This window comes from Rickettsia sibirica 246 (genome assembly GCF_000166935.1).
Lineage (GTDB): Bacteria > Pseudomonadota > Alphaproteobacteria > Rickettsiales > Rickettsiaceae > Rickettsia > Rickettsia rickettsii.
Genome location: NZ_AABW01000001.1, coordinates 360,840 through 385,362 on the forward strand (window position 1 = coordinate 360,840; position 24,523 = coordinate 385,362).

Below are 24,523 nucleotides of genomic sequence, written 5' to 3' on the forward strand. Positions count from 1 at the left end.
CTCAACAACAAGGAAGAGCAAAATAGTGTCTAATTCTAATACTCATATTTTAATTGCCATAGGTTGCTTATTAGCATTATTATTAATATTTTTAATGTATAAGAAAATAGCAACACGTAAAAAAAATATATTACCTGCTGAAGGAGGTAATATTGATGATTCGCCAAATGTGGCCCTTAATAGTCAAAAACCAGAAAATAAAAAGCTGACATTACAAGAAAGAATAGAACTATCTTGGAAATTCCTTTATAACATCACGGAAGTTATTTTAAATAAATTCTCTAAAGAAGATGTTATTCAAGTGAATAAATGCGGTCAAGTTTTATTTGAAAATGGCGTTAGATATGAACATGTAGTCGATCTTGCAATTCCTCAAGTTAAGTCTCATACTCAAACAGTTGAACAAGAACAATCTAAAGGAAAAAAAGCCTTAGGGGTATAACTCTTTTCTTTGAAAAGTAGTATTTTATACTTTTCTTTAAAGCATGTTTAAAATCAATTATGTTTTTTATCCTTTACTTATATACTAATATAACTATTTAGGAGTTTACTCCTAAATAGTAATTTTTTAGCAATAAACTCCAATTAAGTTAGATTATAAAAGGCAGCATTCTTAGCTAAATAGGTAAATTTTATTTAAACTATGTCTAATATATATCTTGTTACTATATCGTTTAATAAAAGTAAGCAATTCTTATTATTGGCATTTACTTTGTAGTTTTATCGGTTCTTTATACCAAAACGGTAATATATTAAATAATGGAGAATTTTTAGTCTTACAAAAAATAAATTGGTTTTTTATGCAGTAATTCCTAATAAAGATGCTTTGCATGCTTCACATTTAAGCTATCATGCATTGAAAGATAAAGGTGAGTTAGAGCAATTGGGCGTAATAATTAGTTATAAAATAACAGCAGACTATGTTAGTGAAACACCTATTGATATCGAAAAAAATATTGAAAATGCAAAATTTCTCTATTTATATCCTATTTCATGGTCAAAAGCTTATGAAGAGCAACTTATATTACGTACAGATGAGGGGAGATATCTACCTTTATATATAATAAATGATAAAGACCGATATCTCGGAGGAACAATTACTTCTTGGCAAAATGATTATGCGACGGCTTACAGCTTATGGCTTTCAAGCTATAAACATTAGAACCTTTAATGGAAAAACAATTAGCAGAATTAGATAGTGATATTTCTATAAAAGGAAGAAAAATGAGTAAGCGAATACAAAAATGTTTAAAAAAGAAAGTTTTTTATCCTATAGCAGCACCGGTATCAGGAAACTCCTATGCACGTTCTCATTATTCAAATTGTCCATCTTGTAAAAAAGATTGGCAATTCAAAACAACATTTCCTGAAATATTTGATTATAAATGTAATAAATGCCTTTTATTAGGTTATGAACTTCATAGTTAGCTTTTTGTTGCCTAGAGATACCTTAGATATTCTTAATATAACGCCGGTTTAAACAAATCCGTTAACTTGATGCTCCCAGAGTTCCTTAAAAGTGCCGTCTTCTACGATCTTGCCTTTATCCATAACAATAATTCTATCCATATGCTTGATAGTAGATAATCTGTGGGCTATAGCAATTATTGTGACATTCTCAATATCAAGCATGGTATTAATAGATTTTTGTACTTCTTACTCTGTATGGCTATCAAGGCTTGAAGTTGCTTCATCTAAAACCAAAATCGGAGCGTTTTTAAGAATAGCAAGGACAATTGCTATACGTTGCCTCTGTCCACCACTTAGCTTTACTCCTCTCTCACCGACAATGGTGTTTATATTTTTCCGGTAAACTTTCGATAAATTCATGGATATTTGCAGCTTTGGCGGCATTTTCTATTTCCCAAGGCAAAGCTTTTGCATATCCGATATTCTTACCTACTGAGCGATGAAAAAGCATAATATCTTGAGGAATTAATGATATCTGCTCCCACAGGCTGTCAAAGGAAGTATCGTAAAGGCTTTGGTTATCGATTATAATATCGCAAATTCCGGCTTAAAATTTTTCAATAATAATGCAATTAAAGTGGATTTACCGCTACCTGAATTCCCGACAATACCCACTTTCTCACCGGCTTTAATATACAAATTAAGAGACTGGAATACACTACTCCCCTCTTTATAAGCAAACGATATATCCTTAAATATAATCTCCCCTTTGAAGATTTTTAATGCAGCAGCATTTTTTATCTATAGTATCTTGTGGGATTTGCATGATTGTAAAGGCGCAGCGAAACGCTGCTATATCTTCTAAAAAGTCTTTAAGTTCCATAGTGGCATGCCACGAATTTTCAGTCACTAAAAAAGTAAGGGACATAATAAAAGCAATATCGCCGATACTAATTTCACCAAGATTACGTTAAATGAATTACATACACAAATACACCCATATACCCAATATACTAAACTGAGTATTATACAAATAATTAAATCATATTTGTAATATTTTTATTAGAGGGTTATGTACATTATGGTAATAATCATTTACTTTATGTAATTCTCGCTGCTTTGCTGCAAACGAAAAAATAGTAAAGATGTTTATAATACAATCAGCTACCAAGAATCTTGCTTATCTTGTTCCATTGTAGCAAGTTTAGTAAAAAACTGTAAAGCAAGCGGTAAGTCAATAGCCATAAAGGTACTAATGACAACAAATACTTTAATATTAGTAAGACCCAGTGCAATATACCGGAAAGCAAGGTAATTAATAACGGTTTGCTTAATTGATACTCGATTGCTTGGTGCATTTTATAATAATTATCACCTATGCCCCGTACTCTTCCAACGATAGAACCGGAAAGGTTATTTTGAAAATAAGTATACGGCAAATTAAAACAGTGATTACATATTTTATTCATCATGCCTTGAAAGATATGAGGCATTGCTTTAAGTTGTGCAAAGTTATGAGCACGCCAAGCACCATCAAGTATAGCTTGTGCTGCTACAAACCATATTATCGGTTTATAACTTTGAGCAAATATAATCTTTTCATTTTGGGTAAATAAATCAAGCAAAAGCTTTACGGCATAATTATATATAATAGGATGAAAGCCGCTTGCAATAGGCCCAAGCATCATAACAAAATACCAATATTTATACGGCTTTATAACAGACCATAAAAAAGAAACAGGATAAGTTTTGATTTTCATAAGTTGAGAAATGTATGTTATTCTTAGATAAAAGCGGCCTTATTACATGGCCCGTTTCATATCATACCTGCGTGCCCTTGTTGCATGACTCTTATGTCATTCCCGCAAAAGCGGGCATCCAGTACCTTAAAGCTTTATTTGAAAAGTAAAATTTATAAATCTTGGTCTAACCTTAAGTTGTCACCCATGTGCGATCAACGGAATGACATTATTGTAGATAATCTATTAATATATTAGTATCAAAGGTAGCTTTCATTCGTTCCACTCATTACATAATTTAGCCTGATATTCTACACTATCTAGATTTTTATCTTTCCAGAGTCCAAAAGCGTTTTCAAATGCCTTATTATTGTGATCATTACTAGCAATGTAACTAGTTAAAGCTTGCCCAATAATTTTATCTCTTGATATTTTTTTCTTGGATACTTTATCTAGAATTTTAATTTGCGAATCAGCTATATTAATAATAGTTCTCACATAATCTCCTTAGGATTTTTTCCTAATTAGGATATCATATCCCTATGATACGTATTATTATCTTATATCATCCTTTAGATTTAAAATCTACAAATATTTCTCATTCTCTTCTTTAACCACAGCTATTAACTGCTCAACCGATAATACTTCTTGGTCAGTAGTTCCGAGCCTTCTAATCGCTACTTGTTTATTTTCTTGCTCTTGTTTACCAATTACTGCAATCATCGGTATTTTTTGATTAGAAAACTCACGAATCTTATAGTTAATTTTATCAGGTGAGATATTAACATCCGTTCTTACCCCGTTATCAATTAAAGCTTTCTGCACTTCCAAAGCGTAATCGTTCAAATCGCTGGTAATAGTTGCAATAGCAACCTGCACTGGTGCAAGCCAAAGCGGAAACCTACCTGCATATTCTTCGATCAATATACCAATAAAACGCTCAAGTGAGCCAAGGATCGCTCTATGTAGCATTACGGGTCTTTTTTTCTCTCCGCTTGCTGCAACATAGCTAGCGTCTAACCGCTCCGGCAAAACAAAATCCATCTGAAGCGTACCGCATTGCCATTGCCGCCCTATCGCATCGGTTAATACAAACTCAAGCTTCGGACCGTAAAATGCCCCCTCGCCCGGGTTTAGTGTATAATTAAACCCTGCTTGTTCTACTGCTTCTTTTAAAGCATTCTCAGCCTTATCCCAAACTTCATTGCTCCCTGCTCTGATTTCAGGACGATCAGAGAATTTTACCTTTATATCAGTAAAGCCGAAATCCTTATAAACTTCAGTCAGTAATTTACAAAAACTAACCGTTTCATCGGTAATTTGTTCCGCAGCACAAAATATATGTGCATCGTCTTGCACTAAACTCCGCACTCTCATTAAACCGTGCAATGCACCGGATGCCTCATTACGATGGCACAAACCAAACTCCGACATACGAAGAGGTAAATCACGATAACTCTTGATACCTTGTTTGAAAATCTGCACGTGGCAAGGGCAGTTCATCGGCTTCAAAGCTAATGTCTTGTCGTCTGTTTCTAACGCAAACATATCATCACGAAACTTTTCCCAATGTCCTGAAGCCTCCCAAAGGCTTTTATCGACCAAAACAGGAGTCTTAACTTCGGTATAACCGTTTTTACGAATCTTTTTCCTAATATACTGCTCAATGGTATTATATATACTCCAGCCTTTATCATGCCAAAATACCATTCCTTGAGCTTCTTCTTGGAAGTGGAATAAATCAAGCTCACGCCCAAGCTTTCTATGATCACGCTTTTCGGCTTCTTCAAGCATCAAGAGGTAACTATCTAGCTGCTCCTTCGTGGCCCAAGCAGTGCCGTATATACGCTGCAACATCTCATTACGACTATCACCTCGCCAATACGCTCCTGCAACTTTCATCAACTTAAAATGCTTAACAACCCCTGTAGAAGGAGCATGCGGACCTCGGCATAGATCAATAAAATTACCTTGCCTGTATAAAGTAATTGGCTCACCTGCCGGAATTGAAGCAATAATTTCGGCTTTATAATGCTCTCCTATCGATTTAAAAAACTCTACAGCTTTATCCCTATCCCATAGCTCTCTTGTTACTTGCTCGTTCTTTTGTGAAAGTTCTTGCATTTTAGCTTCTATAACGGCTAAATCATCAGTGGTAAAAGGTTTATCACGAGCAAAATCGTAATAATAACCGTTTTCAATTGCAGGACCAATCGTTACCTGAGTTTCAGGGAATAGTTCCTTTACTGCTTCTGCTGTTAAATGTGCCGCATCGTGCCTTATTATCTCGAGACATTCAGGATCTTTCGCAGTTAAAATACGAAGCTTGCAATCATTGTCAATTACGATACTTAAGTCTTGAAGCTCACCGTTTATTTCAGCAACCATTGCTGCTTTAGCAAGTGACATTGAAATTGCATTTGCTACTTCATAGGCGGTAATGTTTTTTGCAAATTGTTTTATACTCCCATCGGGAAAGGAAATATTAATCATTCTTTTATAACTTATTTTTTCTTCAAATTTTTTACTTGTAGACCTTATCTCGTAGCTCTTATGTCATTCCTGCAAAAGCAGGAATGACACTTAGACTACTTGCTTTCTTGATCTATCATAGCCATGGCATTTATAAATTCTAATACTCTTGCATCACTAAGGATCTGATCAATAGCTTTATCGTTAAAGGTTAGTCCGGCGTCTTTACTTTTTACATCCACTACTAAAGATTCACCATCTTTTAATTCAGAATTTTTACTAAAAACTTCTATTGCCCTAAAGCCGTATTGCTTTATTACTGAAGATTGTTTTCCTAGATTTAAAGCAAATTCCTTAGAATCTTCTATTTTATTAAGCACCGGTACAATAGCATTATTAGTATAATGCACAAAATTATTTATAACCACACTCGGATCCGATAATTTTATTACGCTTTCTAGATTCAGAGGATTATCTATAGTAGGCATATCAATATCAATAGCAAAATTAAAATCATCCATTACAAGATTAGTTTTACCGGATAATTTTTTTGCTTCAGGATCAAACTGACCTTTTAAATTAAATTCGGAATTATTTATTTTTGCAAAAACACCCATTACTCTTTCCCCATCTTCTTGAGTAATAGGGCTAGTTAGTTTAAAAATTTTATCTAACTCAGCTCTTTTGTTTAAACCATTACTAAAGTAGCTTCCTAAAGCTTCAGCTGCCGTTTTTTGGTATGTTTCAGAAGGTTCTATAGTAGATTTAATATTTAAAGCAAAATCAAAAATTTTATCTTTTTCTATATTTAATTTATATAAATTACTTTCTACTTTTCCTTTTCTTTCAATATCACAAGCAACTAAAAACGGCTTACCTTTTACTAATTCTCCTAACATCTGCATAAAAATAACAGCATGCATATTCTCATCTTGCCTTTGATCTAGAGAAAAATTTTGAATTAATAATTTCCCAAGAGCTACTAACTCATCACTATATTTTAGTTTTAATTTGGAATTGTAAGAAATAGGTAAATTCAATATATCTAACTTTGTCAAACCATACTCAAAGAAAGCAGTATCAAAGTCATTAGCTATTTGATCTCTCAAAAATTCAAAAATTTTATCATATAAATTTCTTCTGTAATTTTCAGAAATAAAAGAAACAGTATTTGTTCCATCCAAAATTAACAAATTAAGGTTATCCGATGTCTTAGTATTAGTAATTACAGAATTACTAATATCACTCTCTGCTAATTTTTCTGCATCTAGAGAACTATAAAGAGTTGATTTATTGTCACTCAAGCTTAATTTCCAATAATCAGGCTCTCTATTAAACAAAGATTTTCTAAACCAAATTGTTGTATGATGATCAGGTGAGTAAAAAATATTTTTTTCATCTTGAGCGGTAGTAATTTTTACATTATTTCCGTAAGAATCAATTTTTGTAATATTCAAAAACGGTATATGTCTAATAACTATTTCATCAAAATAAAAATCTATAGGTTTTAACATTACTTTATTTAAAGTAACACTAAATCCATATTTATTAACTTTTATTGCATCATAAGCTATATATTCTTCATATTTATCAAGAATAGAGATAATATTTTCTTTACTTTGATGTTCAAATTTATAGGCAGCATATCCCCACCCTACTAGGATTAGAGCTATAAAGCTTATTATAATACATCGTATTTTCATCTTTTTTACTGTAAAAAATTATTAAAAATCAGAAATGTTGTTCCTGCGTAGACACCTAATCGTCATTGCGAGCAGCAGTAGGCTGCGTGGCAATCTCATCAAATATCCTGAGATTGCTTCGTCCATTACTTCGTAATTTTCCTCGCAATGACGAAAAACTGAACTTTGTAATAAAACCTTAAACAGTCCAAAATAGTATATATCGCTTAAAAAATATATTTATTTTTCTTTTAAACGATCAGCTATTAGCTGATATGATTCAAAAACCTTATTTGGTTCTTTTTCAAGCAATTCAAATCCCAATTTTTCATTACTGTTAATATGCCATAATCTACAATTATCCGGACTAATTTCATCAGTTAACATAATGATAGATTCTTCACCGTTAAACACACGCCCAAATTCTAATTTACACTCAACAAGCCGAATCCCGACACCGATAAATAAGCCGCTTAGAAAATCATATATACGCAAAGCCTGCTCTTTTACCGCTTTAATTTCATCCCTAGTTAACCAACCGAAATTTAATATTTGATACTCATTAACTATCGGATATTTAAATTCACGACTTCGGACCTTAAAATCAATAATAGGTTTATCAAATACATACCCTTCATCAATTCCGAATTCTTTTACAAATCTACTGCACGCTACTGATGATATTATTACTTGTATCGGGAAAACCTCAACATATTGAATTAATTGCTCCCTCATATTTATTTTTTCGATAAAATGATTTTCAATGCCGATCATTTCCAGTTTATCCATTAGAAAGGAAGAAATATTATTATTAAGTACTCCTTTACCTGATATATCAACAATCTCACCTGTTTCTAAAATAGCCTTATCGGAAAAAGCCATTATAAGTAAAAAATCTTCTTCGGCAGAATATAAAATTTTACTTGAACCTTCATATAATTTTTTTTTCATTTATTTGTCTCAAAATTCATTTTCCTCGTCATTGCGAGAAAATTACGAAGTAATTGACGAAGCAATCTCAGGAGCTTGTTATTATTTTATGAGATTGCTACGCAGCCTACGGCCGCTCGCAATGACGACTCTGGTATCCACACAAGCATATCATTAAAATCCCTGAAGATCATTCGGACCGATAATTGCCGACGTAGTAGTACCACTAAATATTTTATTTGCCGTATTAATAATATCATCAGCTTTTATGCTCATGATAATTTCCATAATCTCTTCAGGAGAAATATATTGACCGAAAACAGAATAATTTTTACCTATTTCTTCTGACTTATAGGTATTTTTCTCTTGAGCCATTTGTAAATTACTACGTATTTGTGTTTTAGCTCTAAGAATCTCTTCTGTGCTTACTTGTTCAGTCATTTTTATTATTTCGTTTTTAATCTCTCTATATAATAATTCTAATTTATCATGTGCAGTGGATGCATAAATTGTAAACACTCCACTATCAAAATAAGCACTATTATAACTACCTACTGCATATGCTAAACCTAATTTCTCACGAATACTTTGAAATAAACGCGATGACATACCGCCACCGAATATTATAGAAAGTAGATGGGTTTGGTAAAGCTTTTCTAAATTAATATATGATGTACCTTCAAACCCTAGCACTAAACTAGTTTGCTCTAACTCCTTATTAATAAAGCCGTTTCCGCCTATATATTTTGCCGGAATAAAGCTACTTTTTACTCCTTGCTTCAAAGAAGAAAATAACTGTTCCGCTATAATTACTATTTTATCATGATCAATATTACCGGCAATTGATAAATAGAGATTTTCAGCATTATAATGTTTATCTATAAAATTAAAAAAATGTTCTTTCGTAAAAGTTGCAAGGGTTTTAGCAGTACCTAAGATTGACTTACCCAACGGTTGTTCTCTATAAACTTTATTATAAAATTTCTCATATACTAGGTCATCTGGATTATCCTGATGATGAGCAATTTCCTGCATGATCACCTGATATTCCTTAGCTATTTCCTCATCAGAAAAAATAGAATTTTGAATTATATCGGCAAGTATATTAAGTGCTTTATCACAATTTTCAGACAAGACTCGTGCATAATATACCGTATTCTCATGACCGGTATAGGCATTAAAATGTCCGCCTATAGAGTCAAACGCTTCCGCTATCTGTTTTGCCGTTCTAGTTTTTGTACCTTTAAAAGCCATATGCTCAAGAAAGTGAGATATGCCATCCTCTTCTGCATTCTCATAACGTGCTCCAACTTTAGCAATTAAATTTATTGCTACCGAATTAACATAAGGCATATTATATGTTAAAATTGTCAAACCGTTTTTTAATTTACTAACATTAAAATTTTCTTTCATAATTTATCTTTTATTTTCTAAATCATCATTGCGCGGAGATGCATAGCATCGACGTGGCAATCTCAGGAATTTTATATTACTTCATGAAATTGCCACGCTCCTTATAGTCGTTCGCAATGACGTTTTTTGATTTAAGCGATGACTCTCTTAACTTCGTAAGCCTTAGAAATCTTGCAAAAGCAAAAATTATTGAATCTACAAAACCGTCAAAACCAAATACAAAATAGCGTCTGATAAAAAACGCTTTAAAAAACCACCATATCATTTCTGTTGTTAAACGAAAATTTGAAAGCTTTTTTCCTTGCTTAACTAAATCTTTTGCTTGCTCGTTAGAATAAAAATTTGCTTTAGTGACCAACTGCTCAATTGAAGTACCAGAATAATGATAAGCAGCTCCATTTAATAGATAAATTTTACCTGCAAAATCAACATCTTTATTAAATATTACCGAATCATGAGTAGTACTATTTACGGTATTTGCAAAGCTTGCAAATTTTTTATTATACAACCGAGTACATTTATTAAATGGAGCAAACATTCGTGGCTTTTGATCATTACGATGCATTATTAACAGCTTTATTTGATAAGCTAAATAACGATCTTGATTATGAGAGGCAAAAATATACTCTATTTCGTCTTGTAACTCTTTAGATAACTCCTCATCGGCATCAATATTAAGAACCCAATCATTTACGCAAAGGCTTTCGGCAAAAGATTTCTGTCCTACATAACCAAGCCACGGTTTTATTACTACCTTTGCTCCTAATTTTTCAGCTATTGCTACCGTATCATCAGTACTTTCACTATCGACTACTATCACCTCATCAGTAATATTTTTTACGCTATTTATAGCTCGTGCTACCCTTGTGGATTCATTTTTGGTAATAATAAATGCTGAGATTTTTTCAGTTAATGACTTATTCATAATACGTATACATTCTAAGAATTTTTACAACTTTTTCTTGTTTATAAACTTCATAAACCAACCTATGTTGAATATTAATTCTTCTTGAATAGCAACCGCTAAAGTCACCAACGAGCTTTTCATATGGAGGGTAAATTTTCCAAGGATCAGTACTAACTATGTTTAATAAAACTTCTACTTTATTCTTTAAACCGGCTTGCACTATTTTCTTAGCATCTTTTTGTGCTTGTATAGTATAACGAATTATATACATTTATAAAAAATTACCAATTTAATTTATCGCTACACTTTGCTATAGGCTCTGCTCGTCCTTCAATTATAGACTTATGCATATTTGGAATAGATAATAAATATAAAGTTTCTTCCATATTACGATAATCTTCTTCTGAAATTATAACTACATTATTTCTTTTACCTTTAATATAAACAGGTTTGTGTACATCAGAAACATAATCTATAAGTTTATAAAGCTTACTTCTTGCTTCGCTTGTATTATATATTTCCATTATTTTTTCCTTATAGTTAGTGAGACTTAATATTAATAACGTACTATAAACAGTACGTTTTGTCAAGGTTATATTCCTACTATCACCCTAAACACCAGTTTAACTACATAAGTTAAAAGTAATGTGGATAATAATCCGCTAAGCCATAGGATAATAAACCATTGCCACCCTTTGAGACAAGAGGTTATTTTTTTAAATTTTTTAATATATCGGATGATGAGATGATTTGCCACGAAATATATAATAACAATAGAATGTGTAGCCAAGTATGACAGGTAGGAATATCCCAGCCCCTATCAACAGTAAAGACTGTGACTCCGGTGCTGCTGCAGCAGTTTCAAGCGTAACTTTATAAGGAACGATATATGGCCATATGCTTATCACGAGCCCTAAATATCCTAATAAAAATAACAAGATCGTATAAATAAACGGCTTTACTTCTTTTTTCTGCTTAACGGCTTTAATTAACTTGATAAATATTAAAGCAGTTACAATAGGTACAATAGATAAATAGTAAATATTAGGTACACTAAACCAACGATGATTTATGTGGTTATTTAAGAAAGGAACCCATAAGCTTACAAGCCCCATAAAAAGTGCAACGTAAAATAAAATATATAAAGCAGATTTATAACCCCAATCTTGTGTTGTCTTTTCTGTTTTCAGAATAAGCCAAGTAGCACCCAAGAGTGCATAACCGAATATTAATGCTATCCCCGTCATAACGGAAAAGGGAGTAAGAAAATCAAAGCTCCCTCCTGCAAATTCTCGTCCTTCTATCTCTATTCCTTGGACAAACGTACCAAGCATTAAACCTTGACAAAAAACAGTAATCATAGAACCGAAATGAAAAGCGTAGTCCCAAATATAACGATGACCTATATGAGCCTTAAAACGGAATTCAAAAGCTACACCACGAAATATTAGACCGAGTAACATCAATATAATAGGAATATATAAAGCCGGCATTAATAGCGAATACGCCAACGGGAAAGCCGCAAATAAACCACCGCCGCCAAGTACTAACCAAGTTTCGTTACCGTCCCAAAAAGGAGCAATAGAATTGATCATTTTATGACGGCAATCATCGGTAGGTGCAAACGGAAATAAGATTCCTACTCCTAAATCAAAACCGTCTAATAAAACATATAAACAAATAGCGGTAGCTATAAGCCCACCCCAAACAAGCGGTAAATCTATATAAGGTGCAAAATTTAACATAAACTTATTACTTTTCTAATAATGGGTTATTCAAACCACTCTCTCCGTACATTTCTTTATTATCTATCACTTCTATACCTTTCTTTATCAAATGCATTATATAATATATACCCGCTCCGAAAATGATCACATACACTACTATAAAAGCAATTAGAGAAATAAATACATATTTGCCGAGTACCGGTGATACCGTATCCACGGTTTTTAAAATATTATATACTATATAAGGTTGTCTACCTACCTCGGTTACGAACCAACCGGCAAGTACTGCAATAAAACCTGAAGGTGACATTAATATATACCAATATTGAAACCAATGCGTAGTATATAATCTTTTCTTCAAGTAAAGATATAACCCCACAATACCTATAAATACCATTAAGCAACCGATTCCTACCATAATACGAAAGCTAAAAAATACTACTGCAACCGGCGGACGCTCTTCTTTTGTCCATTCTTTTAATCCTTTCACTTCACCATCTAAACTATGCGTTAAGATTAAACTACTAGCATAAGGTATTTCTACAGCATATTTTGTTTTTTCTTCTTCCCCATCAGGAAAGCCGATAAGATTAAAAGCTGCTCCTTTGTCTGTATTCCAAATACCTTCCATAGCCGAGACCTTGACCGGCTGATATTTAAGAGTATTTAAACCATGCAGATCACCAATAACTATTTGAATAGGTGCAACGATTAACGCCATTAACACCGCCATAAAAAGCATAATTTTAGCATGCTCTTTATAACGATTATTTAGTAAATAAAAGCTAGCTACACCACCGATAACAAAAGAAGTAGTTAAATAAGCCGCCGTAATCATATGGAAAAAGCGATATGGGAAAGAAGGGTTAAAGATAATTTCTAGCCAATTTAAAGGATAAAAGAATCCTTCGCCTCGCAGTTCAAAACCAGCAGGCGTATGCATCCAGCTACTAGCTGCAAGTATCCAAAAAGCTGAGATTACAGTACCAACGGCAACTATTAACGTAGAAATAAAATGTACTTTTTTACTGACTTTATTAAAGCCGAATAACATTATACCTAAAAAAGAAGATTCGAGGAAAAAGGCAGTAAATACTTCAAAACCGAGAAGCGGACCAAGGACATTTCCAACCTTATCTGAAAAATTCGACCAGTTAGTACCGAATTGATAAGACATTACAACACCCGAAACTACTCCCATACCGAAAGTAACGGCAAAAATCTTCACCCAAAATTTGTATATTTCTTGATAAACCGGCTTTTTTGTTTTCAACCATAACCCTTCAATTACCGCTAAAAAGCTTGCAAGCCCTATAGTAAAAGCAGGGAATATTATATGAAAACTTATGGTAAAAGCAAATTGAATCCTTGATAATAATCCTTGATCAAATTCCATATTTAAGCTGCTGTTTTAAGATAATAAGCTTTGTGACAATAACAATATACTCCTAGTGTAATAACGTATACTTAATACGTGAGTACCACAGTACTTATAGGACGACGACGTAGCCAATTTTTCAAATTAAGCGAGTATACAGTATTTGATTTAATCATCCACCTTTGCTATTATTAAATTCTATCTGATTAGTTTTAACAAATTTTCCTTTTTCGGAGTTCCAATTATAATGAACATTTACTATTCTTACTTCTGTAACATTAATATCACCATTGGGCAATTGCGTTACATCATACCCTTTTCGGATAGAATCCGTAATTAATAAACTTGCTTGACAAATATATTTTACATCAAAGAACGGATAATTGTCTTCCTTAGACTTTTCTTGTTCTTCTAAAAAATTATTAGATAATTCTTTTTCTTGCATTTCTAATGATGTTGAAGTTATTGTCTGAATTTTGTAGCATTATTTAAGGTAAGAAGCAAGGCTTGTTTATTATTTTTCCACAGATTTAATATTTTTAGGTATATTTTAAAATAATTAAATTAAAATATGCTCCACAATAACACGAATTAATATATTATTTTAAAATCGAGGTACATTATCGTGATAAAATACCCTACTTTATCTAAATCAACATTTAGCTTAAGTATTTATTTTTTAAAATTCGATAAAGTTAAAATGACTTTATTGACTGTAATTTGTATTTTACTCGGTATGATTCCGGCGATTGATAGTATATTACTTCAGAAAATCATTGATTTAATAGAATCTTTCAGCGATAAGAACGCTAATAATCTTTTATCTTCCATGATTTACTGGGCAGTATTTTATGCTCTTTGGTGGGAGAGTATTAATATAGCATATCGTTCATATGATTATTTGTATCTCAAGACTATGCCCATAATAAAAGGGAAAATACTAAATGAACTTTATAATTATACCCAATATCATAGCCATAAATTCTTTCAGGATAATCTAGCAGGACATATTAGCAATCGTATTACCGAAACTGCAAGATCGTTTGAGATGATTATTTCAATATTCGGTGAAAAAATTCTTCGTAAACTCGCTATTATTGTATTTGCATTAATTGCTTTACATTCGGTACATTACGTTTTTGCTACGATATTTATTTTATGGATTACGGTTTTTTTAGGACTTAGTGTTCTTTTCTCCGATAAAATCAATAAATACTCATTAAATTATGCTAGAAGCCAATCTTTTGTTGCCGGTAGTATCGTAGATGCAATTAGCAACATTAATGCGGTTAGAATGTTTACAGCCCATAAATTTGAACGTCAACATCTCGAAACAAGAGTAGAAAATGCCGTAGCCGATGAGCAGACTATGCAATTCTTTATGTTCAAATTGCGTTATGCTCTTGGGACTTCTTGTTCAATAATGATTTTTATAATGATTTATTATTTATCTAAACTTCGTAGCGAATTATCTATAAGCATAGGTGATTGCGTATTAGTACTAACATTATGTATAAATGTAGCAGACGATATTTGGGATTTAACGCAAGAAATCGGTGATATGTTCGAGCAGGTCGGGGCATTTAATCAAGGCTTATCTTTAATGGCACCGCATATTATAACTGATATTGCAAACGCTACTCCATTAGATATCAAAGAAGGGGTTATTGAATTTAGAAATGTTACATTTAATTATCATCATAATAACAAGCTATTTTATAATAAATCGGTATTAATACCGAGTAAACAAAAAGTAGGACTAGTTGGATTTTCAGGTTCAGGGAAAACCACTTTTATTAGTTTACTCACGAGGTTACATGATATAGAAGAAGGAATGATTTTAATAGATAATCAAAATATTAAAAACGTAACTCAAGATTCTTTAAGAAAAGCCATTAGCCTTATACCTCAAGAACCGGTGCTTTTTCATCGTACCATTTTGGACAATATCAGATACGGGAAAAAAGAAGCTACTCTTGAGGAGGTTATAGAAGCAGCAAAAGCTGCACATATTCATGATGTTATCGATAATCTACTGGACGGTTACGATACTATGTGCGGTGAACGGGGGAATAACTTATCAGGCGGTCAGCGTCAAAGAATTATCATAGCAAGAGCCATCTTAAAAAATGCTCCTATTTTAATTCTCGATGAAGCAACAAGTAGCTTAGATAGCGAGACGGAAAGCCTGATTCAAGAGTCAATGGATTATTTAATGCAAAATAAAACCGTGATAGTCATTGCCCACAGATTATCTACTTTACTCAATATGGATAGAATTTTAGTTTTTGAAAAGGGAAGTATAATCGATGACGGTAACCATGCAGAATTACTAAAAAATAGTAAGCTATATCAAAAATTATGGAACTCTCAAGTTAAAGGGTTAATAGTGTGAGGAGGTATTACCCATGTTTTATGTCATTCCTGCTTTCGCAGGAATGACATAAAACCAGCCTCAACCTTTAAACTAAATCATTATGAGCCACTATTTCTCCTGTTGCTTCAACTTGAAGTAGTCTGCACTCTGTCATCGCTTTTATTGCACTCTTAGGTAATTCTATCTTATCTGTAGCGTTACTATCAATAATATCTTCAATTTTTAAAATGCATAAAAACTCTAAAGGCGGTATCAATTTAGCTATCTTTCCTACTAATTCTATTAATGGTTGTTTTTATAGAATCATCCTTAGAAACATCTTTTACAACCGGTAATATTGCTGCTTTCCATTGAACAAACGCAGCTAAATCTTTCTTGTCAATAGCCTTAATTTTCTTGTAATCATTCTTACGCAATGTGGATTCAAGCGTTAAAAGAGCTTTCAGAGGTTCATAAATTGCTTCCTTGTCACGGACCATTTGACCGTCAGGATCGAGTATATCCGATTAGCACCATATTGTAACAATACTTTTACCATATAAGTCATATTGTCACCTGTTACGTAATTAGGATCCGCACCATTTTCAATTAGAAATGTTGCCATATCAAAATGTTGAGCTGTTAGGGCAGTGTGAAAAACGGTACCGCTGTTGTGGTCAAGGATTATATTTGCACCTTTTGCAAGTAGAAGCCTTACTATCCCTTTCTGATTATTATGACACGCAAAATATCAAAAAGATTTAGCCTCACCTTCCAATGTATATACTTCTGTATTTGGATCTTCAATCAAAGCTTTGAATTCTTTGACACAACTTTCTCTAAAAAATTCATATCTTTTTATTTTATATATATTATTAAATCCCATATTTTCTTCTATATCTTTACTGCTTAATATCTCATGAAATTTATTTCTAATTATATCATCGATTATCAAGTATTTCCCTTAATGATTCAATTGATAGTATTTTGTATCGTACAGAAAAAAATCATTTTATCAACAAATAGTTTATTTATTAGTAAGCAATCAATACACTAAAATATTATATTAAATATTGTCATATGCTGTTATAATCACTTTTTTAGCCACTAATATTTAAACAATGAAACTATCTGATTTTGACTTTGATTTACCAAGCGAACTGATCGCACAATATCCATCTAGTGAACGTGATAACTCAGATTTACTAATTGCTGTTACGCCGCCTATTAAAACCAAATTCTACAACATAATAGATTACTTAAAAGAAGGGGACTTATTAGTCTTTAATAATAGTAAGGTAATAAAAGCAAAGTTAAATTTGGGGAAAAATATTACAATAAATTTGAATCAAAAATTATCAGATGATAGTTGGTCGGCTTTTGCTAAACCAGCTCGAAAGCTTCATGTAAATGATGAATTTTATTTTGATAATCATAAGGTAATTATTACCGAAAAACTTGCAATGGGTGAGATTAAAGTAAAATTTGAGCTTAATGATATTTCTGTATTCGAGTTCTTAAATAAATACGGTGAGATGCCGCTACCGGTTTATATTAGGCGTTCACACTCATTATGTCATCCCGTGGCTACGACCACGGGATCCAAAGCATATTTAAATAATGACTGGATACCGTGGTCAAACCACGGGATGACCAACACTCAAAACGACAACGACCGCTATCAAACTGTCTATAGCCAAATAGAAGGTTCAGTTGCAGCACCGACAGCAGGCTTGCATTTTACAAAGGATATACTTGATAAGCTTAAGGCAGAAGGCATACAAGCCACATTTTTAACATTACATGTGGGAGCTGGAACTTTTTTACCTGTAAAAACCGAAAATATTCATGAACATAAAATGCATACCGAATATTGCTCTATTACTCCTGACACTGCTGACATTATCAATAAAGCAAAGCAAGAAGGGAAACGTATTATCGCAGTCGGCACTACAACACTTAGAACACTTGAGAGTTCTTGCAATAACGGCATCGTAAAAGCAGGTAGCTTTAAAACCGATATTTTCATAACCCCAGGTTTTAAATTTCAAACAGCCGATATGCTACTTACTAATTTCCATTTTCCTAAATCTACTTTATTTATGCTTATATGTGCTTTTGCCGGATTTAAAGAAATGCATGAATTATATAAATATGCTATAAAAGAAGCAATGCGTTTTTTTAGCTACGGCGATGCAACGCTTTTATGTAGGAAATGATAATCACAACCGTCATTGCGAGCAACTAAAAGGAGCGTGGCAATCTAGCAAAAATAACAAAAAATGCTAAAGGTTAGCATTTTTCACTGGATCCCGTGGTCAAACCATGGGATGACGGAGGTGAAATTGATCCACGCAACAAAACCTTCCTGCTTTTAGCTAGGAACGACATTTTAGAAAAAACCTATAACAAACTAGATAAAAAATATTTTGGATGATTAAATCCTCTACTTCATTAATACGAGATTCAAAACAAACTGCTTTACGAGAAGAATTAAAACAGCTGGCAGCAGCACTTAATAAACCTAAAAGTTTATTCAAATTCTTTAATAAAAACAACTTAGAAAGCGGAATTTATTTATACGGTCCGGTGGGCAGCGGTAAAACTATGCTCATGAATTCTTTTTGTGAAGAATTAACCACACCTAAAATAATAATACATTATCAGAACTTTATGCAGGAAATTCATAAATCTATGCATAAATTACAAACAGCAAATCAGAAAGATATCATCCCTAAAATTGCTAAAAACTATACTAAACAAACTAAAGTGTTATGTATAGATGAGTTTGAAATTAAAGATATTACTGATGCAATGATAATCGGTAGATTATTTAATGAATTAATAAAGCAAAATATTTTTATTTTTATAACTTCTAACACGAGTCCCAATAATCTGTACAAAGACGGATTACAACGAGAATCTTTCTTACCTTTTATAAAGATAATCAATAATACATTTTATGTTAAATATCTAGATAATCAACATGATTATCGATTTGATAAAGCGTTAAGAGTTAAAGAGGCAAGGATAATTTATCCTTTAACTTTAGAAAACCAAAACAAACTTGAAAAAATTATCACGGATATTAGTGATAATAATCTTGCTCCTCAAAATATACAGGTTCTAGGTAGAGAAATATCCTTTCAAAAAGTGCATAAAAGAATATTAGTAACAGATTATAATGAATTATTTACAAGAGGCTTAAGCTATATCGATTATGTTAATATTTGCCAAAATTTTAACGTTATTATAGTGGGGAACGTTCATACTATCGATTCTAACGATACAAATACAGCCGTTAGATTTATCAACTTTATCGATAATGCCTATTTCTATAAAATACTCTTATTTATGAGCCTAGAAGATAACCCAAATAAAATATATCAAGGTTCAGCACGAGCCGCAGAATTTAAACGCACTATTTCAAGACTAAATGAAATGAATAGCGAATCTTATTTATTAAATAATGATTTTAAGAATTAACTTCAATTTTCGCTAAAAAAGCTCTTTAATTACTAATTAAAATTTATTTACAGATGACCTCTAAGAAACTTAATAAATTCATCAATATTGATCTTTATATCGTCTTCTAAATGCTCTTCTGTTGTCTGATGATCTACATAAAAAGGATAATAATCGCATGACATATAATTTGCCATTCTTTTATAAAAATTTTTAGAGGGAGTTGTACCGTGATCAATCTCTACTACTTTGCATTTTGGAGCCGCAAAAATAAAGTTAGCAAATCCTGATCCGTGCGATCCAACTATTATTTTTGCTTTATTAAAAAGCCGGGCCTGTTCATACGGGAAGGATAGCTCTAGATATATTACTTTCAAACCGGATCTCTCAATTTTTTCTATTAATTCCTCTTCATTAACTATTTTTCGGGTAGAAGCGTATTTACGAGAAATATATATTTTATCGTATACTTTACTATTATCTTTAATAAAAATATTTCTTAAATCTTTTTTTAACCATAAAGGCAAAGGTGTACCTTTTACGGAAATAAACTGTACAGATGGAACAATTAGTCTAGTAGCTTGAATTATACAGTCACTATTTACTACAAAAAGCTTATCTTCCGGTATATTTAAATAATTTAATACTATTTCTAATGACTTAATTTGCCATGAATATTTTAAATTATTAATATAGATACGATCATATTCAAGAGCTGATTCTTTTAATATAATTAATCTAGGCAAAATTTGTAGCAGCCAATGATACCAATTTTCAGAACCACAAGATAAAATTACTGCTAATTTTCCATTAAAATATAAAGGATTTTCAGTATTAATATCTCGTTTTTTTAATAAACGATGTTGATCACCTAAGCTTGTTTGAGTATCTTGTAGAATATAACCTTCTTGAGTTAAAATTCCACCTTCATTAATTACTCTAAAATAAATTGACCAGTATTTTTTTTCTTTAAATAGCTTTTTAATTTCTATGTTAGATTTTAGCGATTCTATGGAAATAAATTGATGTTTATTCTTTAATGCGTAAGCATTACTAATATAGAGAAAGGTAAAAATTATGAATATAAAATATTCTCATAAAGAGAAAGAAAGGTAATTAACAATTTGCATTGCAAGCTTGGCAGCGACTTACTCTCCCATGCCTTATGACATAGTACCATTAGCGCTATGAGGTTTCACATTCGAGTTCGGGATGGGATCGTGTGTTTCACTCATGCTATAACCACCAAGCTAGCAATACAAACTTTTAAAAAGATAGATTTGTATTATAGTTTGCTGTTAATGTTGTTGCACGACTCAAAAAAATTCTCAACATCATATCTTAACTTTTACTACGATACTCAGCAAAATAATTTTCGCTGGATATCGTGGCAGGGCTACAGTATAACATTAGTTATGCAATAACATTTTTATTAGTTGATAAAACTATTTAACCTGATAACTTTGTGAGTAGATACTACACTCTTATAGCATTAACACTATATGCATATGTAATCTCACAGCAAAGTAAATCAATCGAGCTATTAGTATCGGTTAGCTACACACATTACTGTGCTTCCACACCCGACCTATCAACGTGGTGGTCTTCCACGGCTCTAATGGGGAAGTCTAGTTTTGAGGTGGGTTTCCTGCTTAGATGCATTCAGCAGTTATCCCTTCCGTACTTAGCTACCCAGCTGTGCCGTTGGCACGACAACTGGTCCACCAGGGGTACGTCCACCTCGGTCCTCTCGTACTAAAGGCAGATCCTCTCAAACTTCCTACACCCACGGCAGATAGGGACCGAACTGTCTCACGACGTTCTAAACCCAGCTCACGTACCACTTTAATCGGCGAACAGCCGAACCCTTGGGACCTTCTCCAGCCCCAGGATGTGATGAGCCGACATCGAGGTGCCAAACGATTTCGTCGCTATGGACGCTTGGAAATCATCAGCCTGTTATCCCCGGAGTACCTTTTATTCGTTGAGCGATGGCCCTTCCACTCGGAACCACCGGATCACTATGACCGACTTTCGTCTCTGCTCGTCTTGTCAGACTCGCAGTCAGGCTAGCTTATGCCATTGCACTCTAAAAGTTGATTTCCGACCAACCTGAGCTAACCATCGCGCGCCTCCGTTACTCTTTGGGAGGCGACCGCCCCAGTCAAACTACCCACCATGCATTGTCTCGGATCCTGATTCAAGGATCTCGGTTAGATGTCAAGCACCAAAAGGGTGGTATCTCAAGGGTGACTCCACAAAGGCTGACGCCTTCGCTTCGTAGTCTCCCACCTATCCTGCACATCTGATTCCTAACACCAGTGCAAAGCTATAGTAAAGGTTCACGGGGTCTTTCCGTCTGACCGCGGGAACTCCGCATCTTCACGGAGAATTCAATTTCGCTGAGTCGATACTGGAGACAGTGGGGAAATCGTTACGCCATTCGTGCGGGTCGGAACTTACCCGACAAGGAATTTCGCTACCTTAGGACCGTCATAGTTACGGCCGCCGTTCACTGGGACTTCAATTCAGAGCTTGCACCCCTCCTTTTAATCTTCCAGCACTGGGCAGGCGTCAGACCCTATACATCGTCTATTGACTTTGCAGAGCCCTGTGTTTTTAATAAACAGTCGCTACCCCCTAGCTTGTGCCACCTGCACATGGTTGCCCATATACAGGTCATCTTTCTTCCGAAGTTACAGATGCAATTTGCCTAGTTCCTTCAGCATCGTTCTCTCAAGCGCCTTGGTATACTCTACCTGTCCACCTGTGTCGGTTTCGGGTACGGTCTATAATGAAGGTGTTATTTCCTGGAAAATATTCACCGCACAATCAATCCAATAAGACTGTACAATTTACTATTTTCGTCACATCCTTCAGGTTCAGGAATATTAACCTGATTCCCATCGATTACGCCTTTCAGCCTCATCTTAGGGGCCGACTAACCTTGCGCAGATTAACTTTACGCAAGAACCCTTGGACTTTCGGCGAGAATGTTTCTCACATTCTTTATCGCTACTTATGTCAGCATTCTCACTTCCGATACCTCCAGCAAACCTCACGGTTCACCTTCGCAGGCTTACGGAACGCTCCGCTACCATTTATGCCAAATGCATAAACCCGCATCTTCGGTACATGACTTGAGCCCCGTTACATTGTTGGCGCAAGAAAACTTATTTAGACTAGTGAGCTATTACGCTTTCTTTAAATGATGGCTGCTTCTAAGCCAACATCCTAGTTGTTTTGGTCTTCTCACATCCTTTAACACTTAGTCATGATTTAGGGACCTTAGATGGCGATCTGGGCTTTTTCCCTCTCGACTATGGACCTTAGCACCCATAGTCTGTCTGCTATGCTGTACTCACCGACATTCGGAGTTTGATTGAGTTTGGTAAGTCTGTGGGACCCCCTAGCTCATTCAGTGCTCTACCTTCGATGGTAATCGCTATAACGCTCTACCTAAATAGATTTCGCGGAGAACCAGCTATATCCGAGTTTGATTGGCCTTTCACCCCTAACCACAGCTCATCCCCTACTTTTTCAACAGTAGTGGGTTCGGTCCTTCAGTGGATTTTACTCCGCTTTCAACCTGGCCATGGCTAGATCACCCGGTTTCGGGTCTAATTCATCTAACTAAACGCCCTATTCAGACTCGCTTTCGCTACGCCTACACCTAATGGCTTAAGCTTGCTAGATAAACTAAGTCGCTGACCCATTATACAAAAGGTACGCCGTCACAAGACATATAAATACGCTTGCTCCGACTGCTTGTAAGCATTTGGTTTCAGATACTATTTCACTCCCCTTGTCGGGGTACTTTTCACCTTTCCCTCACGGTACTTGTTCACTATCGGTCACTAGAGAGTACTTAGGCTTAGAGGGTGGTCCCCCCTGGTTCAAACAGGATTTCACGTGTCCCGCCTTACTCAAGGACTTCAAACTTTTTACCTATACGGGACTATCACCCTCTATGGTCAACCTTTCCATGTTGTTTTAGTTATTTTTTTGAAGCCACTGGCCTGATCCGCGTTCGCTCGTCACTACTAACGGAGTCTCGGTTGATGTCCTTTCCTCCAGCTACTTAGATATTTCAGTTCGCTGGGTTTGCCTCATATAGCTATGTATTCACTATACAATACCTAATAAATTAGGTAGGTTCCCCTATTCGGAAATCTTCGGATCAAAGTTTATTCGCAACTCCCCGAAGCTTATCGCAGCGTATTACGTCCTTCATCGCCTTCTAGTGCCAAGGCATCCACCAAATGCTCTTATTATATTTACTTATGCTTTTAACTTGAGATTACACAATGCATACAGAATTAATTCCACAATTATTTTTCTTATTTTCAGCATCTACTCACGATATAAATTTTTATTATCGCGGTGTATTTAGTTTTTAGCTTTATCAACTTTTTAAACAGCTACAAAGTTTTACGTTTCAAACTTTGTGTGATGGTTTTATATCTATATTTTTAAAGCTTGTCAAACACTAATTTCAAATAATTTTAATTTTATTTCTTATGAGAAGGCTTAAAGTTATTTTAACCTCTTTTTAAAGTAGGCTTTGTCGGCTTTTTGTTTAGATTTGTGGTCCCTAATTTTGTATCTACCTTACCGCCTAAATCTTCAAACAAAAATCTGCCTTTTTGTAAAATATGATTTACTGCTGTCATTTCTCCTTCTCTATTTATCAAACCGCTTTGAGTTTTAACCCATAATAATTTACCGTCTTTTCTAAAGACTGGATTTTCATCAATTGCAAAATCTTTAGTTATACTTAAATTACCGTTCTTATCAAATTTACCTAAAATATTTTTCTGTAAATCAGCAAATACGGCACGAGCGTATAATTTTGAAATTTCTTTTATTTGCTTTGGATCGTTTATATGTGCGCCGGCTTTGTTAATAAAGCCGCTAATTTCATATTGAGATGTTTTACCATGTGGAGTTTTTTGCACAAGAAATTGAGTTTCCGTAAGTAGCTTAGTTTGATCCTCTACTTCATCATCTACTATATTAATTACTTTCCTTTTTAAAGAATAAA

General features: G+C 33.7%; 26 protein-coding genes, 2 rRNA genes and 1 pseudogene. 6 read left to right on the top strand and 23 right to left on the bottom strand.

What is annotated here, in order from left to right; all coding sequences use genetic code 11:
- The first annotated feature begins 25 nt into the window (after nt 1–25).
- The 3 genes from RSIB_RS03905 (at nt 26) to RSIB_RS03895 (ending at nt 1,428) form a co-directional block, all read left to right on the top strand.
- Entirely contained in the window at nt 26–442 is a 417-nt protein-coding gene (locus tag RSIB_RS03905) for a DUF2660 domain-containing protein (protein WP_004996401.1), read from the top strand.
- A gap of 348 nt (nt 443–790) precedes the next feature.
- Nucleotides 791–1,162 carry a DUF2310 family Zn-ribbon-containing protein gene (locus RSIB_RS08615; RefSeq protein ID WP_004996402.1) on the top strand — a complete coding sequence of 124 codons (372 nt, stop codon included), beginning with the start codon at nt 791–793 and terminating at the stop codon, nt 1,160–1,162.
- A gap of 8 nt (nt 1,163–1,170) precedes the next feature.
- Nucleotides 1,171–1,428, top strand: a complete 258-nt coding sequence (locus tag RSIB_RS03895; RefSeq protein ID WP_004996405.1) for a DUF2310 family Zn-ribbon-containing protein — start codon at nt 1,171–1,173, stop codon at nt 1,426–1,428.
- 48 nt (nt 1,429–1,476) lie between these two features.
- Here the strand turns inward: RSIB_RS03895 and RSIB_RS03890 are convergent, their stop codons facing one another.
- The 15 genes from RSIB_RS03890 to RSIB_RS03830 all read right to left on the bottom strand — a co-directional run bounded on the left by RSIB_RS03890 (nt 1,477) and on the right by RSIB_RS03830 (nt 14,103).
- On the bottom strand, nt 1,477–1,632 hold the full coding sequence (locus tag RSIB_RS03890) for a hypothetical protein (protein WP_004996407.1): 156 nt from the start codon (nt 1,630–1,632) through the stop codon (nt 1,477–1,479).
- 24 nt (nt 1,633–1,656) lie between these two features.
- On the bottom strand, nt 1,657–1,830 hold the full coding sequence (locus RSIB_RS06835) for an ATP-binding cassette domain-containing protein (protein ID WP_004996409.1): 174 nt from the start codon (nt 1,828–1,830) through the stop codon (nt 1,657–1,659).
- A gap of 165 nt (nt 1,831–1,995) precedes the next feature.
- Nucleotides 1,996–2,109, bottom strand: coding sequence for an ATP-binding cassette domain-containing protein (locus RSIB_RS08970; RefSeq protein ID WP_014419734.1), 114 nt, complete (start codon nt 2,107–2,109; stop codon nt 1,996–1,998).
- A 461-nt stretch (nt 2,110–2,570) separates the two neighbouring features.
- Entirely contained in the window at nt 2,571–3,170 is a 600-nt protein-coding gene (locus RSIB_RS03885) for a hypothetical protein (RefSeq protein WP_004996413.1), read from the bottom strand.
- Nucleotides 3,171–3,422: 252 nt separating this feature from the next.
- A complete protein-coding gene (locus RSIB_RS03880; RefSeq protein WP_004996414.1) occupies nt 3,423–3,647 on the bottom strand; it encodes a hypothetical protein in 225 nt (74 codons plus the stop codon).
- Between the two features lie 87 nt (nt 3,648–3,734).
- Entirely contained in the window at nt 3,735–5,642 is a 1,908-nt protein-coding gene (gene thrS / locus RSIB_RS03875; RefSeq protein WP_004996417.1) for a threonine--tRNA ligase, read from the bottom strand.
- Nucleotides 5,643–5,737: 95 nt separating this feature from the next.
- Nucleotides 5,738–7,324, bottom strand: a complete 1,587-nt coding sequence (locus RSIB_RS03870) for a hypothetical protein (RefSeq protein ID WP_004996418.1) — start codon at nt 7,322–7,324, stop codon at nt 5,738–5,740.
- 219 nt (nt 7,325–7,543) lie between these two features.
- Nucleotides 7,544–8,254, bottom strand: a complete 711-nt coding sequence (locus RSIB_RS03865) for a phosphoribosylaminoimidazolesuccinocarboxamide synthase (RefSeq protein WP_004996420.1) — start codon at nt 8,252–8,254, stop codon at nt 7,544–7,546.
- A gap of 153 nt (nt 8,255–8,407) precedes the next feature.
- Nucleotides 8,408–9,646, bottom strand: coding sequence for a M16 family metallopeptidase (locus tag RSIB_RS03860; protein WP_004996422.1), 1,239 nt, complete (start codon nt 9,644–9,646; stop codon nt 8,408–8,410).
- Between the two features lie 76 nt (nt 9,647–9,722).
- Nucleotides 9,723–10,571, bottom strand: coding sequence for a glycosyltransferase family 2 protein (locus RSIB_RS03855; RefSeq protein WP_004996423.1), 849 nt, complete (start codon nt 10,569–10,571; stop codon nt 9,723–9,725).
- Nucleotides 10,564–10,824, bottom strand: a complete 261-nt coding sequence (locus tag RSIB_RS03850) for a Txe/YoeB family addiction module toxin (protein ID WP_004996425.1) — start codon at nt 10,822–10,824, stop codon at nt 10,564–10,566. Before RSIB_RS03850 ends, RSIB_RS03855 begins: the two co-directional genes overlap by 8 nt.
- A gap of 10 nt (nt 10,825–10,834) precedes the next feature.
- On the bottom strand, nt 10,835–11,077 hold the full coding sequence (locus RSIB_RS03845; RefSeq protein WP_004996433.1) for a type II toxin-antitoxin system Phd/YefM family antitoxin: 243 nt from the start codon (nt 11,075–11,077) through the stop codon (nt 10,835–10,837).
- A 201-nt stretch (nt 11,078–11,278) separates the two neighbouring features.
- Entirely contained in the window at nt 11,279–12,298 is a 1,020-nt protein-coding gene (gene cydB, locus RSIB_RS03840) for a cytochrome d ubiquinol oxidase subunit II (RefSeq protein WP_004996435.1), read from the bottom strand.
- Nucleotides 12,299–12,305: 7 nt separating this feature from the next.
- Entirely contained in the window at nt 12,306–13,676 is a 1,371-nt protein-coding gene (locus tag RSIB_RS03835) for a cytochrome ubiquinol oxidase subunit I (RefSeq protein WP_004996438.1), read from the bottom strand.
- A gap of 154 nt (nt 13,677–13,830) precedes the next feature.
- Nucleotides 13,831–14,103 carry a DUF2671 domain-containing protein gene (locus RSIB_RS03830; RefSeq protein WP_004996440.1) on the bottom strand — a complete coding sequence of 91 codons (273 nt, stop codon included), beginning with the start codon at nt 14,101–14,103 and terminating at the stop codon, nt 13,831–13,833.
- 180 nt (nt 14,104–14,283) lie between these two features.
- On the opposite strand from RSIB_RS03830, the gene RSIB_RS03825 reads away from it, so the two are divergent.
- Nucleotides 14,284–16,053 carry an ABC transporter ATP-binding protein gene (locus RSIB_RS03825; protein WP_004996441.1) on the top strand — a complete coding sequence of 590 codons (1,770 nt, stop codon included), beginning with the start codon at nt 14,284–14,286 and terminating at the stop codon, nt 16,051–16,053.
- A gap of 67 nt (nt 16,054–16,120) precedes the next feature.
- Here RSIB_RS03825 and RSIB_RS09675 read toward each other — a convergent pair whose 3' ends face one another.
- The 4 genes and pseudogenes from RSIB_RS09675 to RSIB_RS09690 form a co-directional block, all read right to left on the bottom strand.
- On the bottom strand, nt 16,121–16,291 hold the full coding sequence (locus RSIB_RS09675) for a hypothetical protein (protein ID WP_004996442.1): 171 nt from the start codon (nt 16,289–16,291) through the stop codon (nt 16,121–16,123).
- Nucleotide 16,292: 1 nt separating this feature from the next.
- Complete coding sequence (locus RSIB_RS09680; RefSeq protein ID WP_004996443.1) at nt 16,293–16,514, bottom strand: hypothetical protein; 222 nt, start codon at nt 16,512–16,514, stop codon at nt 16,293–16,295.
- Nucleotides 16,478–16,759: pseudogene (locus RSIB_RS09685) on the bottom strand (ankyrin repeat domain-containing protein); the annotation flags it as partial. The gene RSIB_RS09680 and the pseudogene RSIB_RS09685, both read right to left, overlap by 37 nt.
- A gap of 6 nt (nt 16,760–16,765) precedes the next feature.
- Nucleotides 16,766–16,969 carry a hypothetical protein gene (locus RSIB_RS09690; protein ID WP_004996444.1) on the bottom strand — a complete coding sequence of 68 codons (204 nt, stop codon included), beginning with the start codon at nt 16,967–16,969 and terminating at the stop codon, nt 16,766–16,768.
- Nucleotides 16,970–17,135: 166 nt separating this feature from the next.
- Between RSIB_RS09690 and queA the strand changes: the two genes are divergently transcribed.
- Entirely contained in the window at nt 17,136–18,233 is a 1,098-nt protein-coding gene (queA, locus tag RSIB_RS03810) for a tRNA preQ1(34) S-adenosylmethionine ribosyltransferase-isomerase QueA (protein ID WP_004996445.1), read from the top strand.
- Between the two features lie 214 nt (nt 18,234–18,447).
- Nucleotides 18,448–19,500, top strand: coding sequence for a cell division protein ZapE (gene zapE, locus RSIB_RS03805; protein ID WP_004996447.1), 1,053 nt, complete (start codon nt 18,448–18,450; stop codon nt 19,498–19,500).
- A gap of 47 nt (nt 19,501–19,547) precedes the next feature.
- Here zapE and RSIB_RS03800 read toward each other — a convergent pair whose 3' ends face one another.
- From RSIB_RS03800 to RSIB_RS03795, 4 genes are all read right to left on the bottom strand, one after another.
- A complete protein-coding gene (locus RSIB_RS03800) occupies nt 19,548–20,225 on the bottom strand; it encodes a glycosyltransferase family 61 protein (RefSeq protein ID WP_004996449.1) in 678 nt (225 codons plus the stop codon).
- Nucleotides 20,226–20,614: 389 nt separating this feature from the next.
- A 5S ribosomal RNA gene (gene rrf / locus RSIB_RS05870) occupies nt 20,615–20,729 on the bottom strand.
- A gap of 272 nt (nt 20,730–21,001) precedes the next feature.
- Nucleotides 21,002–23,762 (bottom strand): 23S ribosomal RNA (locus RSIB_RS05875).
- 258 nt (nt 23,763–24,020) lie between these two features.
- On the bottom strand, nt 24,021–24,437 hold the full coding sequence (locus RSIB_RS03795) for a hypothetical protein (protein ID WP_004996452.1): 417 nt from the start codon (nt 24,435–24,437) through the stop codon (nt 24,021–24,023).
- Nucleotides 24,438–24,523 lie beyond the last annotated feature (86 nt).